We start from the raw sequence: 15964 nt of genomic DNA on the forward strand, positions 1-15964 counted from the left end.
AGCGAAAACCTTAAAATCGGTTAAGTCGCCTGAAAAGCATCTTTCACCCATTTTACAGCAAGCCCGCCGTTTGCGGGGGCCAGCGCCGCCACATCGAAACGAGCCGGCCGATCTATCCGCTTTTCCCGAAGAAAGTGGGCGGCGCTTGCCAACAGCTTTGCTTGCTTGCGCCGATCCACGCTCTCCAGTGCACCGCCGAACTGGATACTTCCCCTATAGCGGACCTCCACAAACACGATGGCGCACCCGTCTTCCATAATCAGATCGATTTCACCGTATCGGCAGCGGTAATTGCGCTCTATCAGCCGCAGGCCATGGGTCTGCAAAAAAGTCAGCGCTTCTTCCTCGGCGATACGCCCTTTGGCCTGGCCAAGGGTGGTCATTTCAGCGCCTTTACCGGAGCCCCGGAGCACTATCGCCCGGTTTCAGAAGCGGTGCGATTCCCCGTGGTTGCGGAACTCCGTCTTCAAATTGGGCGCAATGGAGCTGGCGCTGAATGCGGTTGCCGGTGCCCAGCGAGAGCGTGCCGGTCGCGCCGGTGTACCGAAACTGCGGTTCTGTCTTGAATCGTTCGAGTTCCGGAAGCAAACGGTAAGCATCGATCCCCAGCGCGACAAGTCTCACGTAATCCGACGGCGTTTGTTGAATCTGCTTGCTCAGCGCTTGATGGGACAGTGGACCACTTTCGGCCGGATCGAGTAACCACGGAATGTCGCAGAAAATCAGTCCGTTCAAATCTCGATCGGCTTCCGAGTCGGCCCTGCCGCCGTACACGTGAGAAGTAGCGTAGACCGGGAGATGCTCGCCATTGTGAAAGGCGATTTGAGGCAGAATCAGATGAGCATCGCGGGCGTCGCTGATGAGAAAGATGAAATCCGCGCCTTGTTTGGTGACCGACGGAACGGTCGGGAAGGAAAGCTGGGCATGCGTGGCAGAAGGTGCCGCGGAAATCAGTTCTCTTACCGAGGCGGTGAAATCCTCGCCGTGATACGGATAGGTCTTGATCGCACGAATGTTCCCCCCGAGCTGGTTCCAATAGGCCGCAAAGTGCTTGATCATGCGCTGGCCGAACTGATTCGCCGGCGCCAGCACCAGTGCACTCTGACGACCGTCGAACCAGGCGCTCCCGGCTGCTTGCTCGACCTCGTGCTCCGGGGTGAGGCCGAACTGATAGACCCGGTCATTGCTGACCTCCGGCGTTTGGTTGAGTCCTAGGACGGGGACGGGCAAATCCCCAGCTTTGGCCAAGACGGCCACGTCGTCCTTGATCAAGGGGCCGACGATCACTTTCGCGCCCCCATCGGCGAATTTCCGATAGAGCTGATAGATGTCTCCCGACTGGGTGTCGACGAACCGCAAAGGCGGCTTTGCGGTATTGGTATCCGCATAGTAGGCGGCAAGCATGCCCGTGCGCAGGGCCTGGGCAGCGGGAGCATAGGAACCTGACAGAGGCAGCATTACGCCAATGAACGCTCCGGAGCCGGGCGCGGCTGCCGTAGGCGGTGTCGTTCCCGTTTGAGCCTGGCCCGGAGGCGGGCTTTGACGTTGGCTCAATAGCCCTTGCAGGAATGCCCCGTCGGCGGGATGTCCGGGAAAGCGAATCCGCCACTTGGCCAATTCCGTGTTCAATCCGGCCGGAGGCGTGGACTTGACGATCTGGGTCAAATTCATCCAGCCGCCCAATATATCGGGCGGGGGAGGTTGCATGGCGGTCAGGACTTTTTCGGGAATCCGGCTCAGCGCGTCATAAATGGCCTCATTATTTTTCTGCACAGCGTCGGGACGCGTGAGAAGTTGGCCGAGCCTGACACGCTCCCTGGCGCTTTCCAGCATGTTGCCCAGTTGGTTATAAGCCGAAGCGCGCAGTGTGTGATAATGCACCTTTTGCGACGGCTCCAGCCGCCCTGAGGGCAGGTTATCGAGCTTGGCCAAGGCCTCCCGTGCTCGGCCCACGTTGAGATCCAGTCTGCTTTGCAGAAGCGTGTAATCGTACCGGTCCACGGTCTCCAGTTCGTCGGGAGCGACGGCATCGGCCAGCCGTTTCGCCGTTCTTCCATCGCCCGCCCGGAGAGCCGAATCGGCGGCTCGAAGCCGGTAGTAATCGGGATCGCCCGACGTTTCCGCGAGCTGCTGAAATAATCTCATCGCTCCTGCAGAGTCGCCGCTCTGGAGCAGGCTTTCGGCCTGCGCGGCGCGCGCATCCATGGCTCCGCGTCTGGTGGTGTCGCGGGCGCAAGCGGCTGCCATCAGTATGAGGAGAGCGAGACAGAGGCGGATCAATAGAGACATAGGCGGGATTCCGTTCGAGAAAGCGAGGAGTTTGATAGTGAGGCAAACAGAACCCGGCATACTATACCTAGTAGCGACGCCCATCGGCAATCTAAGGGATATTACGTTCCGCGCCATCGACGTTCTGCAGCAAGTCGATCTCATCGCTTGCGAAGACACCCGGCATAGCCGGCCGCTTCTGGACCACTACGGGATTTCCACGCCGACCGCGGCATTCCACGAGCATAACGAGGATGTCGCTTCGCTGCGGCTGGTCGAACGCTTGCAGCGGGGCGAGTCCATTGCCCTTATCTCGGATGCCGGAACGCCGCTGATCAGCGATCCCGGATTTCCCCTGGTGCGGGCGGTTCGGGCCGCAGGTATTCGCGTCGTTCCGATTCCGGGGCCATGTGCTCTCATCGCAGCCCTTTCGGCGTCCGGCCTCCCCGCCGACCGTTTTGCCTTCGAGGGATTTCTGCCGCGAAAATCGTCGGCGCGCAAGGCCAGCCTGGAGGTCCTGCGGAATGATTCGAGAACGCTGATTTTTTACGAATCCAGTCATCGCGTGTTCGAAAGTGTAGCGGACATCACGGCGATTTTTCCGTCTGATCGGCGATTGGTCATTGCCCGAGAGTTGACCAAGCTATTCGAAACGATAGTGGATACACGGGTCGGCGAGGCGCTCTCGCTCCTCGAAAGCGATCCGAATATGGAAAAAGGGGAATTCGTCCTGGTACTGGAAGGCGCGCCCGATCTCGGCAGGACGGAAGGGCTTACCGTGGATGAGGAACGAGTATTGCGGATTCTGCTCGAGGACTGTTCGGTCAAGACGGCAGTGTCCTTGACCGTAAAGATCACCGGAGCGCGTCGGGAAACGGTTTACCGGACGGCGCTCCGATTGACTGAAGAGTGGCGTAAGACCGATTGACTAGCCGTGTCTAGCGAAACTGTGAGTGGAGGTCGATCTTTGAGCCGATTTATTGAGGACGATCCGGACGCTCGGAGTCGCGTAAGGAGTGATCGGAAGAGGCATTGGGACGAGCGGACGGCTTCCTTCCATTACCATTGGTCAGCTTCTGAATCATATCGTCCCACGAGGTGTATTGCTTGAAATCGGGATGGCCGGCTGCAATCTTGGTGTTGACCTCTTGCTTCGCCATTTCGATGACTTCGTCGGGTGTCTTTCCGTCCACGGTGTTGACGAAGGCATCCGGTCCTTCTTCCGATTTGATTTTGTCTAAAATTCCCAAGGCGGTATCGAACAAAACGCGTTCGTCCGTATTGAGGTAGCGTTTGACTTGGATTGCCGATTTATAAACCGCTTCCCGCGAGGTCCCGTTGATTTCGTCGGACCGCGACATAAACGCGGGCAGAAAGTAAATGACGGCAAGCAATGCCAGAAAAAGACCGGCTAGTATTTTCATTGTTTATCTCCGAAAGTATTGGGGGCGAACATTATATAATCTCGCTGCAACATTGATGTCAAAAGCTCTCGCAGCGTCACGCCGAAGTCAAAGTCCTGCCTCGCGCCTTTTTATCATTTATTAATTTGGGGTACTTCTATGGCTCGAGATCGCGTTTTCAGGACAATATGGATCGGTTTAAGTTTTGCGCTTGTAGCATGCGCCCACGACATGAGGGTGATGAAAATGGAGGAGGCACTGAACAGCTATGGTTCAGCTATTCGATGGGGAGCTTTCCAAAAAGCCTGGGATTTTCAGACCGACAAACAGAAACGGGCGCCTGATTTCAAGGCGCTCAAAAATATAAAAGTTACCGGCTACGATTCAGTATTCCGGAAGGTGCAGAACGAGGGGACAATCGTGCTGCAAACCGTCGAGATTCGCTATATCGATAATGAGCGGCTCGTGGAAAAAAGTCTGACCGACGAGCAAAAATGGCATTTTGACGTCGAAAAAAAGCAGTGGCTATTGGATAGCTCTTTTCCAAAATTCGAATAGCGTGATTCAAGCGTTCAAAATCTAAAGCCATATCCCATCGCGTGACGAGCCAGCAAGCGCTTCGCCGGCGGGAAGCAATCCAGGGCGATCATGGCGGCATTACGCGCCAAGGCGAAGGGTGGAAAATCGGTGCAGAACGCCCGTATCAGGCCGTCGGTAAAATGGATCGTATTGGCCAGATCTCTCTGCCGGGCTCGGGCGTAACGATCGAGGAACGCTTTTTCGCCGATATCTTCGTTGAACGCCAGTTTGGTGAGCAATCGCTCCGCCAGGGATGCCGCATCACGGAGACCTAAGTTGAAGCCTTGACCGGCAACGGGGTGAACCTGATGCATCGCGTTGCCGATCAAGAGGACACGGTCGTCCGCCATCTTCTCTGCCCGGATCAGCTTGAGCGGAAAACCTTGCCGTCGCGATGCCAGTTGAATTTTCCCTAGCCAATAACCGAATGCCGACTGCAAGTTTGCGGTGAAGTTCGCGTCGGATTCACTCAAGAGTTCGTCGGCCTCCTGATCCTTCATCGTCCAGACCACCGAGCATTTTTTGCGCTCCAAGGGCAGCAGGGCCAACGGGCCGGCGGTCGTGAAACGCTCGTAAGCCGTGAAGTTCACATCTGCCTCCGTGCTGACTTCAGTCACGATCGCCGTCTGTCCATAGTCCCGGACGTTTTGTTCTATTCCCAGGAGCCTTCTCACTGTGGAATTTCCGCCGTCGGCGGCAACCACCAGAGCGGCCGTGAGATTGAGGCACTCCTCGCCTTTCTTGAGGGTGACGCACACGCCATTCGGGCCTGCTTTGAGACCGATGACCCTCGCCGGGCATATCAGCTCCGCATCGAGTCCGCGCAGTTCCCGAGCAATGCGATCCTCCAGCGTTCGGGCGACGATGACATGGCCCAGCGCGTCGACTCCTTTTTCAAGAGCATGCAGCCGCGTTTTTCCGAAACGGCCGCGATCGGAGACATGGATATGACGGATGGGCATGGCTTTGGGCGCCACGTCTTGCCATACGCCGAGCCGGTCGAGAATTTGGACCGTGCCTCGCGCTAGGGCCAAGGCGCGATCGCCGGCCGTCAGGGCCTGTCGTTGGGTTTCCGTCAGCGCTTCGACGATTCCCACGCGAAGCGGCGCGTCCCGCAGGGCCAGAGCGAGACTACCTCCGACCAGTCCGCCGCCCACGATCAATAGATCGAAATCGTGGTTCATTCGGGATTCGCCATGAATGCTTCGATTTCCGCTGCCGTTTTGGGCAGTCCGGCCGTGAGGATTTCACAACCGTCTTTGGTGACCAAAACATCATCTTCGATTCGGATGCCGATGCCGCGCCATTTGGGATCTACGTCATGGCAGTCCGGCGCGACATAAAGGCCGGGTTCCACCGTCAATACCATTCCGGGCTCCAGCGAACGCCATTCGCCATCGCTCCGGTATTCCCCGACATCATGCACGTCCATGCCCAGCCAGTGGCCGGTTCGATGCATATAGAACTTCTTGTAGGCTTCGTCCTTGATCAGCTTCGAAACACGCCCTTCCAACAAACCCAGCTTGACCAGCCCTTTGGTCAAGGTGTGTACGGCAGCATCGTGAGGCGCATTCCAGCGGTTGCCAGCACGCACCTGCTCGATAGCGTCGAGTTGGGCCTCCAGAACCAAGTCGTAAAGGAGTCGCTGACTTTCGCTGAATCTTCCATTGATGGGAAAAGTACGGGTGATGTCAGCAGCATAGTTTTCATACTCTGCCCCGGCGTCGATCAGAAGAAGGTCGCCGTCCTTCAGTACGTCCTTGTTTTCGGTGTAATGGAGTACGCAAGCGTTGTGTCCTCCTGCGACGATGCAAGGATAGGCAGGCGCTCGCATGCCATGCCGGGTGAATTCGTAGAGCAACTCGGCTTCGATTTCATATTCGTACTTTCCCGGTTTACAGACTGACATCGCGCGTTTATGAGCGCGTACCGAAACCTCGGCGGCCTTCTGCATCAATTGGATTTCATGCGACGTTTTGATCAGGCGCTGCTCATGAAGCAGATGCTCCAGAGATACGAATTCGAACGGCGCACGTACACCGGTACGGACTCTCGCCCGCACGTTGTTTACCGCGGAAAACACCTGACGATCGATCTTCGGATCGTGCCCGATGGGGAAATAAACCCGCTCGCGATTTTCCAGAAGGCCGGGCAAAACCTTGTCCAGTTCATCAATGGGGAATGCTTCGTCCGCTCCGAATGCGTTGCGAGCGCCCTCGAGCCCGGCATGCCTTCCGGTCCAGATCGCTTTTTCACGATCGAATTCGCGACAAAAAAGAATGTACTCCCCTTGTTTTCGGCCGGGGGCGAAGACGGCCACCGCTTCGGGTTCGTCGAATCCGGTCAGATAATGAAAATCGCTGTCTTGACGATACGGATATTCCACATCCCGGTTGCGTACGCTCGCAGACGCACTCGCGATCAGAGCTACGCTTTTCTTCTTGATACGGCGCGCTAGCTGTTTACGGCGCTGTTTGAATTCGCTCGGTTGAAGCATGAGTTTGCAATATCAGTGAAGTCGCGAGGGCGGTTGCTGTTGCAATTCGGTACGGATCAACTGTACGCCGATGCGGACATATTCCGTGATCTCGGCATAAGCCACTTCGTCCGACTCTCCGGCGGAATCCGGACTCAGGCGGGAGATTTCCAGAAGGTCGTGGAGGACTTCGGTGCTTTCTCCCGGCCAGTCGGCACCATCCGATCGATAACCGAGGCCGTATAAAAAACCTTGGCACCATTCTCCCAAAGCATTGGCGCGGTCACTCAGGGGGAGCGTGTCATCCGGCAGCAGCAACTCGAACGAAAAGTCGAAATCGTCCAATTGGTGCCGAGTCGTCTCGCACAGCGCCGAAAGCAAGGCATGTTCCGCCGGGTTAAGGTTGGTCCTGCTTTCGCCGAAAACGGCTTCCAGCCACTGATCGCAATCGGTCTGGCTGTTCAGACACAGCAATCCCGATAGCACCCCATGCACTTCGGCTGCGCTAGCCGCCGAGTCGTTGTTCAGGACGACGTCCTGGACATTCTGATAGGATAAATCGTTGCTCATTCCAGCCTTGTCGACCCTGCTCTAATTCTTTATGCTAACACTTCGAATAGCCGGATCGAAAGCTAGCACCGAAGTTTAACCCCATCTTTAAGGCTCCAAAATCATGATAGCCGATATGTTTGATTTGGATGCCGAGCTAGTACGATTGGAAAATAAGATCGATTCACTGGCCGCCATGTGCGAAAGGCTACGTGATGAAAATCAGGTGCTGAAGTCCACGTTAGACGAATGGATGCGAGAGCGGGTGCAACTATCCGATAAAACCGAGATGGCGAAGAGTCGCGTTGAAGCGATGATTTCCCGCCTGAAATCCATAGGACACGAATGATGAGCGAAATGAATCCGCCGATTAAAGTTCAGATCCTCGGCAAGGAATATCCTATTTCCTGCCCTGAAGACCAACAGCACGATCTTTTGATTGCAGCACGTTATTTGGATGAAAAAATGCGTCAAATACGCGGTACCGGCCGCGTGATCGGCACCGAACGCATTGCCGTGATGGCAGCGCTGAATATCGCGCATGAGCTATTACAAGCGCAACAGCAGAACAAATTGTTATCGCAGGATTTGCGGGATCGCTTTTCGTCGCTGCACGAAAGGCTAGACGCAGCCCTGGATACGGATTAAAGCTGTTTCGGCGCTGATACGTATTGCATCAATTTGTCGACCTAGTAGAATTTGATTCACGTATTCCCTGCGGCGTGCGAAAGCAGCTGGGTTACTTCTTGAGCCTAATCTAAAACCCCGGGAACCATCGAACGAGCGATGTGCGCAAGTCCGCTCCGAGCGGAAAGCCTAATTCGCCGTTCCTACGCTCCCACCTGAACCTTCCGGTTCAAGGGCGAAAGCGGTTTACGGCGCAGGCGGGGAATACTTCACTTCTCCTCGTTCTAGAGGAACTCCCTTTGCTGGATGTGCGAATATGCACTCGCCAGTTTCATCCGATCTATCTGAATGAATCTTCCGGCGGATATCCGGCGCCAGAGTCGAGCTCTTCGACAAAGCATGCCGCTCGTATTGGCTAGTAAGAAGAGTCTCCGCATCGCGGAACGCTTCATTACATCGCCGATTGCCGAACGCGGCCAGCATGTCGCGGCTTATCTCAGTAACGACGGCGAGGTCGAAACCCAGGCTATTATCGAGAGCTTGTGGGCATGTGGCAAAGCGTGTTACCTACCGATTCTCCGTTCGTCGCCCCAGCGTTCGCTATGGTTCGGGCATTACGGGCCGGGCACGGCGTTGACTCCGAATAAATTTCGGATTCCCGAGCCGTCTATCGGGGAAGATACGATTACTGAGCCGTGGATGCTGGATATGGCGTTCGTTCCCCTGGTGGCTTTCGATCTTTTCGGTAACCGCATCGGTATGGGCGGCGGCTATTACGACCGTACGTTCGCTTATCTTAAGAATGCAAATCAACCGCGCACGCCGATTCTCATCGGCCTGGCGTTCGAATGCCAGAAATGGGACCAAATACCGGCGCAGCCTTGGGATGTGCCGCTGAATGGCGTGATTACCGAAGAGGCTTATTACCTGTTCGACGACCTCTGTCGTTAAGATAAAGTGCAATGTGGCAGCGGCTGACGCGCTGGAGGCGGGACGAAAAGAGGTGGTCAGGAACCGGCCCACAGGTCGCTGAGGGCGATCGTGACGGCCTCGAAGGGTGCAGCGGAAACTTCGTCGTGGTCCTGGTATAAGCCGGTTACGGTCCACTGCCCGTCGGCCAAGGCATAGGTTTCCGAAATCCGCGCCAGGGGATCAACAAGCCACAAAAACGCTACGCCGTAGCGCGCGTAAGCTCTCGTTTTTGTGACCCTATCCTTTTTCTGGGGCGTCGGCGAAAGGATTTCGCACACCCAGTCCGGAACCACCTCGAAGCGATGGTCTTCCGGCAAGCTCGACATGCGCTCGCGGCGCCAACCGGCGATATCGGGGACCAGCACTTCGGTATCGCGGACGAAATGGAATTCCGGCTCATCGATGATCCACCAACCGCCCGGACCGCCCCGGCCGCGATGATAGGCTGAACCGATATCGATCCCGAGCACAGGGGCGACTGAAGCATGAGGCCCGGCTCGGCCGGGCTGGGTGTACAGTTCTCGGCCGATGATTTCTCCGACCAGATTTTCCGGCAGCGCCAGCAAGCGCTCATACGGGCTCGATTCCTGAATTACGGCGGACATCAGTTACCTCCGTTCTTTACGTCAAACATAGTCATTATCCACCGGCTCGACCAACAGTTGAGTCCCCGCTGTATCGGCCTCCCAATGTTCGACGGGCCGCTGGGACGGAAATTCGAGCAGCGTCGGACCATGCTGGCGGACTACAGCAGCCATTTTCCACAGATCTCTTTTTCGCGTGAACAATGGGGTTTTTGCTGCCGCGTCAGGATGTTTTAAGACGGCCACTTCCGCTAACATGCTGTAGTTAATAACGTTATTGAGAAATTACTTTTCGCGGGGGGAAGACAGATGCGTTACTGGTTGATGAAATCCGAACCTTCGGAGTTCAGCATCGACGACCTGGAGAAACGGCCTCATCAGATCGAGCACTGGGACGGCGTGCGCAATTATCAGGCGCGAAATATGATGCGCGATGAAATGAAAGTGGGGGACCTGGTGTTTTTTTACCATTCTAATTGCGATACGCCGGGCATCGTCGGCATCGCGAAAATTTCGCGTGAAGCCTATCCGGATTTCACCGCGTTTGACGCCGATAACAAGCATTACGATCCCGGCAGCAAGCCGGATGATCCGCGGTGGTTTATGGTGGATGTGCAGTTCGTCCGCAAGCTCAAACGCACTATCACTTTAAGCGAACTAAAAGACCGGCCGGAACTCGACGGTCTGGCGCTCGTTCGCCGCGGCAACCGGCTGTCCGTCATGCCGGTTACCGAGGCGCAGTGGACGTATATTTTGTCGCTGGAATAAACACTCCCACTGGATGCCTTTGTGCCGGGATATGATATGGCTTGCCGTCTTCTCCAGCCGTACCCGAAAACAATGGTGTGTCTGGGCGGGACGAGAAATCAGATGATAGAAATCGTGCTTGAGGTAATCGCTCTGGAAAGCCTGATCGTCCGTTTCTGCCGAATGACCGGCTGCAGCGCCGAACATATGCCAGATCGTGGAATACCTCGACGATGCGGTCGGTGTGAAGAAATTCGGAGTAATAGATTTTTTCCGGTACCTCCCGGCCCGGTAGTTCCCATTCGGCATAGAAATCGACCGAATTGAGATTCCCGTCGACCCAAGCGAAAAGGCACCCCGGGGAAACGGCACCAGTTCGCGCAACGCTCTCAAGCTCGGGTACGAATACACGGTTGTCCAATCCCAGCGAGCAGAGCTGTTTAATGTAACTTTCTTTTGCCGTGAAGACGCGAAAGCCGAAAAATGATGAGGCGTTCGGGCTATCTCTTCGATCTTGCCACCATGTTGCGGTGAAGCAAAGGAAATCAAGAGGTCGCGTTTCCGCCTGCGAACAGTCGATACGCCGGGTTGTCCGTCTCCTCCCGATAGGCGAAGCCGATGGCGTCGAGAAATTCCTTGAAGGCTCGCCGTTCCGTCTTCGGTACCTGAATTCCCATCAGCACCCGCCCGAATGCAGCACCGTGGTTCCGGTAATGGAACAGGCTGATGTTCCAACGTCCGCCCATAAAAGATAAAAATTTCAAAAGCGCGCCGGGGCGTTCGGGAAACTCGAAGCTGTATACGGTTTCGTCCAACAGGCGCGGTGCATGGCCTCCCACCATGTAGCGGATGTGCTCCACCGCCAATTCGTTGCCGGTCATATTGGTAACCGTGAAGCCGTGTTCGCGCAGTTGTGCGATCAGTTCCTCGCTGTCCCGGCTGCCGTTGGCGATCGCGACGCCCGCGAAGATATGGGCGGCATTGTCGTCGAAATAGCGGTAGTTGAATTCGGTAATGCTGCGCCGACCTAGAACGCGGCAAAATTCGAGAAAGCTGCCGGGCTTTTCCGGAATCGTTACCGCCAAGAGCATTTCCTGGTGTTCACCAACCTGGGCACGCTCCGCCACATGGCGCAGCCGGTCGAAATTGATATTGGCCCCGCTTTCGATGGCGATCAGGCACTGATCCCGCACCCCGGTCATCGATGCGTATTTTTTCAAACCCGCAACACCCAAAGCGCCCGCGGGTTCGGCGACCGATCGGGTATCGTCGAAGATATCTTTGATGGCCGCGCAGATCTCATCCGTATCGACCGTAACGACGTCATCCACGTATTGATGTGCGACGTGGAACGGTTCCTTGCCGATTTGCCGCACGGCGACGCCATCGGCGAACAGTCCGACTTGTCTCAGGATGACCCGGCGTTTTGCCTTCAACGCCCGATTCAAGCAATCCGCATCGTCCGGTTCGACGCCGATGATCTTGATATCCGGGCGAACGAATTTCACGTAAGTCGCCACGCCCGCGATCAATCCGCCGCCCCCCACCGGGATGAAGATGGCGTGAATGTCGCCCGTGTGCTGCCTCAGAATTTCCATGCCGATGGTGCCTTGGCCGGCAATAACCTCGGGATCGTCATAGGGGTGGACGAAGCTCAATTTTTGCTCTTCGGCAAGGTTCATAGCGTGCTCGTACGCTTCGTCGTACGAATCGCCGAACAAAACGGTTTCCGCCCCGAAATTCTGCACCGCCCGCACTTTGATGGCCGGCGTGGTGCAGGGCATCACGATGACCGCCCGGATGCCCAGTCGCTGGGCCGAGAGCGCAACGCCCTGAGCATGATTGCCGGCCGAGGCTGCGATTACGCCGGCCCGTTTTGCTGCATCATCCAGTGAAACGATCTTGTTGTAAGCGCCTCGAAGTTTAAAGGAAAAGACTGGCTGAAGGTCTTCGCGCTTGATGTAAACCGAGTTGTCGAAGCGGCGCGTTAGCCCCGGCGCGAAGTCTAGGGGAGTTTCCGAAGCAACATCGTAAACTCGGGCGCGCAAAATGCGCTCGATATACTTATGAATCATTTTTTAGTCTTAAAAGATACAAGTGAGAAACGCGGCCGGGACCGCTATGAAGCATGACAGCGCCGGCATGATCACGCTATTATCCCGCAATTTTCAAGTAACCACATGATGGAGCGACGAAAATGACCCAAGACGAGCTTAAGAAGAAAGTGGCGGAAGCCGCCCTAGACTATGTAAAGGGCGTGTCGGTGCTAGGCATCGGCACAGGATCGACGGTCAATCATTTCATCGATTTGTTGGCCGATTTCAAACAGGATATCGAAGGTGCCGTATCGAGCTCGGAGACGAGCACCGCTAAGCTCAAGAAAATCGGTATACCGGTTCTGGATTTAAATGCCGTGGGCTCATTGGAGGTTTACGTCGATGGAGCCGACGAGGTCAATCCTCACAAACAGATGCTCAAGGGCGGCGGCGGAGCCTTGACCCGGGAGAAAATCATCGCGGCGGCCAGCCGTAAATTCGTCTGTATCGTGGACGAGAGCAAATGTGTGGATGTCCTGGGCAAGTTTCCGCTGCCCGTGGAAGTCATCCCTATGGCCCGGAGCTATGTGGCCCGTCAGCTCGTAAAGTTGGGCGGGCAACCGCAGTGGCGCGAAAACTATATCACCGATAACGGCAACCAGATTCTCGATGTGCACAATCTGAACATCCTGAATCCGGTGGAGATGGAGCGGGAAATCAACAACATCCCCGGTGTCGTGACCGTCGGCCTTTTCGCTTTGCGCGGCGCGGACATCGTTCTTCTCGGCGGCGAAAGCGGCGTTAGAAAGCTGGATTAGCCATCTTGTTTTGGCGGGTTACGCCCTTCGCCTTCGCTACTGCTACGCTCAGGGCTAACCCGCCCTACGATATTTTCAAGACGATTTTGCCCGTGGTATGTCCGGTTTCGATCAGGGCGTGCGCGGCGGCGGCTTTTTCCAGCGGCAATACCTGGCTGACATGAATGTCCAACACGCCTTGGTCGATCCATTCGCCGCATTGCTGCAGAATTTCCACGTGGTGATCGCGGGCTTCGTGCAGGTTGCGCAGCATCGGGGTCAGCATCAGCTCGAAGCCTATCCGGAGATTGCGCATCCGCGCTTCTTGCAAAGAGATGTTGCCCGGGTCCAGCAGCGTGACCAGATCGCCGAAATGGGCGGTGCAGTCGATGCTATGTCTGAACACATCGGGTCCGACCGTGTCGATCACCAGATCCGCGCCCTGTCCGTCAGTCAGCTCGTTTACGCGCTGTGCGAAGTCTTCCTGTCGGTAATCGATCGCCGCATCCGCGCCCCAGTTCTTGGCGAGTTCGGCTTTCTCCGCCGAACCGACGGTGGCGAGCACCCGCGCATCGCGGAGTTTTGCCAGTTGGACCGCCACATGACCGACGCCGCCCGCTGCGGCGTGAATCAGAACGGTTTGGCCGGCTTGTAGCCGTCCACGGTCGTAAAGGGCGCCCCAAGCGGTAATCAATACCAAGGGCGCTGCGGCGGCGTGTTCGAAATCGAGCGATTGCGGCATGGGAGCGGCCCAGCGCTCGTCCAACACGGTGTACTCGGCATAATTGCCCTGGTCGCCGCCCAGTCCGCCATGGCAAAACCATACCGAGTCGCCGATGTTGAATCGGCTCACGGCTCCGCCGATTTCGACCACTTCTCCGGCACCGTCGCAGCCGAGCACCGCCGGTAAGGGATTTGGGTAAAAAAGACCGTTTCGCCGTATTTTGGTGTCGACCGGATTGATCCCGGCCGCCCTGAGCCGGACTTTGATTTGGCTGGGCTCGGTGATGGCCGGTTCTTCGATATCCCGCAGTTCGAGCAGATCCGGCAGTCCCGGTTGCGTCATCAAGATCGCTTTCATGGCTTTCCTACCCTGTGATGATTAAGTTCGTGTCTCTCGGCACTAGCGGCGACTGACGCACCGTCCGGGAGGTAAGGTCTGCGTACGCCCAAAAAGCGCTCCAGCCAATAAGGACGTTCAAGACTGGAGACGATCACTTTCCCTTTTACGCTGCTGGAATGTACGAATGTATCGTTACCGATATAAATCCCGACATGGGAGAACGGCTGTCCGGTCGTATTGAAGAAGACCAAGTCGCCGGGTCGTCGGTTCCGGCTGTCGACACGCGGGGTCGCAGCAGCCATTTGATAAGCGGTTCGCGGCAGGCGAACGCCGTATTTTTCATAGACGTATTTGACGAAGCCGCTGCAATCGAATCCTTCCCGCGGCGATTCGGCACCGTAGCGATAGGGTGCTCCTTGCAGGCTGAGGGCGTAACGTGCCACTTCGTTCGAAGCGGGAAAATGGACCGTCCGCTTGACTTCCCGTGTCCCGGCGCATCCAGCGAGCAGAACCGAGACGGCGGCTAGTGCGAGCAGTTGCGAAATGACGGGTTTGCGGAAAAGTTGATAGATAGCCGACTCCATGTGTTGGCTCCGGGTGTTTGATTCGGGCTGGCGAAGTTGCCTTAAATTTAGTCTCGGCTGCGATTGGCGGCAAGATCGGGTTCGGAGGCCATCCATTGGGTTCGGTAGTCTTCGTACCCGAAACGCTTCATTGCCTTGACTCGGCCATAACGATCGGATGCGAAAATCGCGGGCAAATCGTAACCGTTGAAGCGGTTGGCCTTGATCAGGCTGTAAGCTCCGACATCGGGAAAGACCACACGGTCGCCGACTCTCAAGGGTTCGCGAAATCGATATTCGCCGAAGACATCGCCGGCGAGGCAGGTGCTGCCGACGAGCAGGCATTCGAATGCCCCATCCGGCCGATGTTCAGCAACCGGAGGGACCTTCTGATATTCGAAGATCTCCGGAAGGTGGTTTACGCCCGTATCCAGGACGGCAATGAATTTGCCGCCCCGCTCGAATCGGTCGACAACGCTCGCGACGAGATAACCGGCGCGACCGACGACGGCCTTGCCCGGTTCGAAATAGATCTCGACGTCGCGTCGCCGTTTCACAGCGGTAACCAACTCGGATAATTCGTCCAGATCACCGCCATTTTCGAAGAGATAGCCGCCGCCCAGATTGATCCATTCGAGCCTGTTCATAAGCCCGCCGAGTGCGACTTCGATCCGGTCGAGAGTCGCCTTCAGGGGAGCGAAGGAACGCGATTCGAACGAAGTATGAAAATGGAGTCCGGCAATACCGCTCATTAAAGACGGATTCCGATCCAGAATGCTGGCGAGATTATCGACAGGAATGCCCAATTTCGAATACGGCCGGCAAGGATCGTAGCGGCCATCGGCGAGGAACGAAAGCTGCGGATTGACACGCAGCCCGATGCTCGCCCGCCCGGCCACGTGCGGTCCGAGCCGTTCGAACTGTTCCAGAGAATTGAAGCTGATGAAATCGCAATGTGCGGCGACCTCCTCGATTTCGTTTGTTCTGAGGCCCGGCGTGGTGATGTGCAGAGAGCGCTTCTGAGGCGGATGACCGCTCGTTTCGACAATCCCGGAGGCCAGGCGGGCTTCGAACAGAGAGCTGACCGAAAAACCGTCGATTCTGGGCTGAATCAGGCGCAGTGCCCCGGCGAAAGGAAATGCCTTGATCGAGTACAAGACACGTAAGCCGGAGGTTTCGCGTACTCGATCCAGGAGGTCAAGCATTTGAATGACCCGCGCTTCGTCGTAGACGAAGGCCGGGGTTTCCGGCAGGGCATTTTTGAGGCGCTCGATATCCAAGGTGCTGCGGGAAGAAGCGG

General features: G+C 56.5%; 19 protein-coding genes and 1 other RNA gene. 8 read left to right on the plus strand and 12 right to left on the minus strand.

Translation table 11 applies throughout. The annotated features are described in order from the left end of the window. Positions 1-20: 20 nt before the first annotated feature. Together JOD69_RS06335 and JOD69_RS06340 are read right to left on the minus strand one after the other, a co-directional pair. On the minus strand, positions 21-383 hold the full coding sequence (locus tag JOD69_RS06335; RefSeq protein WP_086133674.1) for a YraN family protein: 363 nt from the start codon (positions 381-383) through the stop codon (positions 21-23). Positions 384-393: 10 nt separating this feature from the next. Next, positions 394-2289 carry a penicillin-binding protein activator gene (locus JOD69_RS06340; protein ID WP_168183766.1) on the minus strand — a complete coding sequence of 632 codons (1896 nt, stop codon included), beginning with the start codon at positions 2287-2289 and terminating at the stop codon, positions 394-396. A 37-nt stretch (positions 2290-2326) separates the two neighbouring features. Between JOD69_RS06340 and rsmI the strand changes: the two genes are divergently transcribed. Continuing rightward, entirely contained in the window at positions 2327-3196 is an 870-nt protein-coding gene (gene rsmI / locus JOD69_RS06345) for a 16S rRNA (cytidine(1402)-2'-O)-methyltransferase (protein ID WP_240506860.1), read from the plus strand. Positions 3197-3245: 49 nt separating this feature from the next. Here rsmI and JOD69_RS06350 read toward each other — a convergent pair whose 3' ends face one another. Continuing rightward, a complete protein-coding gene (locus tag JOD69_RS06350; protein WP_077732618.1) occupies positions 3246-3692 on the minus strand; it encodes a hypothetical protein in 447 nt (148 codons plus the stop codon). 225 nt (positions 3693-3917) lie between these two features. On the opposite strand from JOD69_RS06350, the gene JOD69_RS06355 reads away from it, so the two are divergent. Then, entirely contained in the window at positions 3918-4229 is a 312-nt protein-coding gene (locus JOD69_RS06355; protein ID WP_210023815.1) for a hypothetical protein, read from the plus strand. A gap of 14 nt (positions 4230-4243) precedes the next feature. Here JOD69_RS06355 and ubiH read toward each other — a convergent pair whose 3' ends face one another. The 3 genes from ubiH to JOD69_RS06370 are packed head-to-tail and all read right to left on the minus strand — an operon-like array spanning position 4244 to position 7296. Continuing rightward, a complete protein-coding gene (ubiH, locus tag JOD69_RS06360) occupies positions 4244-5434 on the minus strand; it encodes a 2-octaprenyl-6-methoxyphenyl hydroxylase (protein WP_077732616.1) in 1191 nt (396 codons plus the stop codon). Next, positions 5431-6747 (minus strand): Xaa-Pro aminopeptidase, encoded by a 1317-nt coding sequence (gene pepP / locus JOD69_RS06365; protein ID WP_077732615.1) that lies wholly within the window; start codon positions 6745-6747, stop codon positions 5431-5433. The genes ubiH and pepP overlap by 4 nt, the downstream gene beginning before the upstream one ends. 12 nt (positions 6748-6759) lie before the next feature. Continuing rightward, the gene (locus JOD69_RS06370; protein ID WP_077732614.1) at positions 6760-7296 is read right to left on the minus strand and encodes a UPF0149 family protein; all 537 of its coding nucleotides are present in this window, start codon (positions 7294-7296) and stop codon (positions 6760-6762) included. A gap of 103 nt (positions 7297-7399) precedes the next feature. Here JOD69_RS06370 and JOD69_RS06375 point away from each other — a divergent pair, with 103 nt between their 5' ends. The 4 genes from JOD69_RS06375 (at position 7400) to JOD69_RS06390 (ending at position 8853) form a co-directional block, all read left to right on the plus strand. Next, positions 7400-7624 carry a TIGR02449 family protein gene (locus JOD69_RS06375; RefSeq protein WP_077732613.1) on the plus strand — a complete coding sequence of 75 codons (225 nt, stop codon included), beginning with the start codon at positions 7400-7402 and terminating at the stop codon, positions 7622-7624. After that, positions 7624-7923 (plus strand): cell division protein ZapA, encoded by a 300-nt coding sequence (locus JOD69_RS06380; protein WP_077732612.1) that lies wholly within the window; start codon positions 7624-7626, stop codon positions 7921-7923. Before JOD69_RS06375 ends, JOD69_RS06380 begins: the two co-directional genes overlap by 1 nt. 61 nt (positions 7924-7984) lie before the next feature. Beyond that, positions 7985-8170: non-coding RNA, 6S RNA (gene ssrS, locus JOD69_RS06385), on the plus strand. 80 nt (positions 8171-8250) lie between these two features. After that, positions 8251-8853, plus strand: coding sequence for a 5-formyltetrahydrofolate cyclo-ligase (locus tag JOD69_RS06390; RefSeq protein WP_077732611.1), 603 nt, complete (start codon positions 8251-8253; stop codon positions 8851-8853). Positions 8854-8909: 56 nt separating this feature from the next. Here the strand turns inward: JOD69_RS06390 and JOD69_RS06395 are convergent, their stop codons facing one another. Together JOD69_RS06395 and JOD69_RS06400 are read right to left on the minus strand one after the other, a co-directional pair. Then, a complete protein-coding gene (locus JOD69_RS06395) occupies positions 8910-9479 on the minus strand; it encodes a Uma2 family endonuclease (protein ID WP_077732610.1) in 570 nt (189 codons plus the stop codon). A gap of 21 nt (positions 9480-9500) precedes the next feature. Beyond that, positions 9501-9716 (minus strand): hypothetical protein, encoded by a 216-nt coding sequence (locus tag JOD69_RS06400; RefSeq protein ID WP_077732609.1) that lies wholly within the window; start codon positions 9714-9716, stop codon positions 9501-9503. A gap of 51 nt (positions 9717-9767) precedes the next feature. Between JOD69_RS06400 and JOD69_RS06405 the strand changes: the two genes are divergently transcribed. After that, positions 9768-10226 carry an EVE domain-containing protein gene (locus JOD69_RS06405; RefSeq protein ID WP_077732608.1) on the plus strand — a complete coding sequence of 153 codons (459 nt, stop codon included), beginning with the start codon at positions 9768-9770 and terminating at the stop codon, positions 10224-10226. Between the two features lie 524 nt (positions 10227-10750). Here JOD69_RS06405 and ilvA read toward each other — a convergent pair. Further along, positions 10751-12280 (minus strand): threonine ammonia-lyase, biosynthetic, encoded by a 1530-nt coding sequence (gene ilvA, locus JOD69_RS06410; protein WP_086133767.1) that lies wholly within the window; start codon positions 12278-12280, stop codon positions 10751-10753. Between the two features lie 122 nt (positions 12281-12402). On the opposite strand from ilvA, the gene rpiA reads away from it, so the two are divergent. Further along, complete coding sequence (rpiA, locus tag JOD69_RS06415; RefSeq protein ID WP_086133766.1) at positions 12403-13059, plus strand: ribose-5-phosphate isomerase RpiA; 657 nt, start codon at positions 12403-12405, stop codon at positions 13057-13059. A 64-nt stretch (positions 13060-13123) separates the two neighbouring features. On the opposite strand, the gene JOD69_RS06420 is transcribed toward rpiA, so the two are convergent. The 3 genes from JOD69_RS06420 to JOD69_RS06430 are packed head-to-tail and all read right to left on the minus strand — an operon-like array spanning position 13124 to position 15944. Next, positions 13124-14119, minus strand: coding sequence for a zinc-dependent alcohol dehydrogenase family protein (locus JOD69_RS06420; protein WP_086133765.1), 996 nt, complete (start codon positions 14117-14119; stop codon positions 13124-13126). Further along, a complete protein-coding gene (locus JOD69_RS06425) occupies positions 14116-14685 on the minus strand; it encodes a C40 family peptidase (protein WP_086133764.1) in 570 nt (189 codons plus the stop codon). The genes JOD69_RS06420 and JOD69_RS06425 overlap by 4 nt, the downstream gene beginning before the upstream one ends. Positions 14686-14732: 47 nt before the next feature. Further along, entirely contained in the window at positions 14733-15944 is a 1212-nt protein-coding gene (locus tag JOD69_RS06430) for a carboxynorspermidine decarboxylase (protein ID WP_086133763.1), read from the minus strand. Positions 15945-15964 lie beyond the last annotated feature (20 nt).

This window comes from Methylocaldum sp. RMAD-M (assembly GCF_017832375.1).
GTDB lineage: Bacteria > Pseudomonadota > Gammaproteobacteria > Methylococcales > Methylococcaceae > Methylocaldum.

What these genes read in the sequence shown, in the direction of transcription:
- JOD69_RS06335 (WP_086133674.1), bottom strand. Translation starts at nt 383, where the DNA reads ATGACCACCCTTGGCCAGGCCAAAGGGCGTATCGCCGAGGAAGAAGCG.
- JOD69_RS06340 (WP_168183766.1), bottom strand. Translation starts at nt 2,289, where the DNA reads ATGTCTCTATTGATCCGCCTCTGTCTCGCTCTCCTCATACTGATGGCA.
- JOD69_RS06350 (WP_077732618.1), bottom strand. Translation starts at nt 3,692, where the DNA reads ATGAAAATACTAGCCGGTCTTTTTCTGGCATTGCTTGCCGTCATTTAC.
- JOD69_RS06355 (WP_210023815.1), top strand. Translation starts at nt 3,918, where the DNA reads ATGGAGGAGGCACTGAACAGCTATGGTTCAGCTATTCGATGGGGAGCT.
- ubiH (WP_077732616.1), bottom strand. Translation starts at nt 5,434, where the DNA reads ATGAACCACGATTTCGATCTATTGATCGTGGGCGGCGGACTGGTCGGA.
- pepP (WP_077732615.1), bottom strand. Translation starts at nt 6,747, where the DNA reads ATGCTTCAACCGAGCGAATTCAAACAGCGCCGTAAACAGCTAGCGCGC.
- JOD69_RS06370 (WP_077732614.1), bottom strand. Translation starts at nt 7,296, where the DNA reads ATGAGCAACGATTTATCCTATCAGAATGTCCAGGACGTCGTCCTGAAC.
- JOD69_RS06375 (WP_077732613.1), top strand. Translation starts at nt 7,400, where the DNA reads ATGATAGCCGATATGTTTGATTTGGATGCCGAGCTAGTACGATTGGAA.
- JOD69_RS06380 (WP_077732612.1), top strand. Translation starts at nt 7,624, where the DNA reads ATGAGCGAAATGAATCCGCCGATTAAAGTTCAGATCCTCGGCAAGGAA.
- JOD69_RS06390 (WP_077732611.1), top strand. Translation starts at nt 8,251, where the DNA reads ATGAATCTTCCGGCGGATATCCGGCGCCAGAGTCGAGCTCTTCGACAA.
- JOD69_RS06395 (WP_077732610.1), bottom strand. Translation starts at nt 9,479, where the DNA reads ATGTCCGCCGTAATTCAGGAATCGAGCCCGTATGAGCGCTTGCTGGCG.
- JOD69_RS06400 (WP_077732609.1), bottom strand. Translation starts at nt 9,716, where the DNA reads ATGTTAGCGGAAGTGGCCGTCTTAAAACATCCTGACGCGGCAGCAAAA.
- JOD69_RS06405 (WP_077732608.1), top strand. Translation starts at nt 9,768, where the DNA reads ATGCGTTACTGGTTGATGAAATCCGAACCTTCGGAGTTCAGCATCGAC.
- ilvA (WP_086133767.1), bottom strand. Translation starts at nt 12,280, where the DNA reads ATGATTCATAAGTATATCGAGCGCATTTTGCGCGCCCGAGTTTACGAT.
- rpiA (WP_086133766.1), top strand. Translation starts at nt 12,403, where the DNA reads ATGACCCAAGACGAGCTTAAGAAGAAAGTGGCGGAAGCCGCCCTAGAC.
- JOD69_RS06420 (WP_086133765.1), bottom strand. Translation starts at nt 14,119, where the DNA reads ATGAAAGCGATCTTGATGACGCAACCGGGACTGCCGGATCTGCTCGAA.
- JOD69_RS06425 (WP_086133764.1), bottom strand. Translation starts at nt 14,685, where the DNA reads ATGGAGTCGGCTATCTATCAACTTTTCCGCAAACCCGTCATTTCGCAA.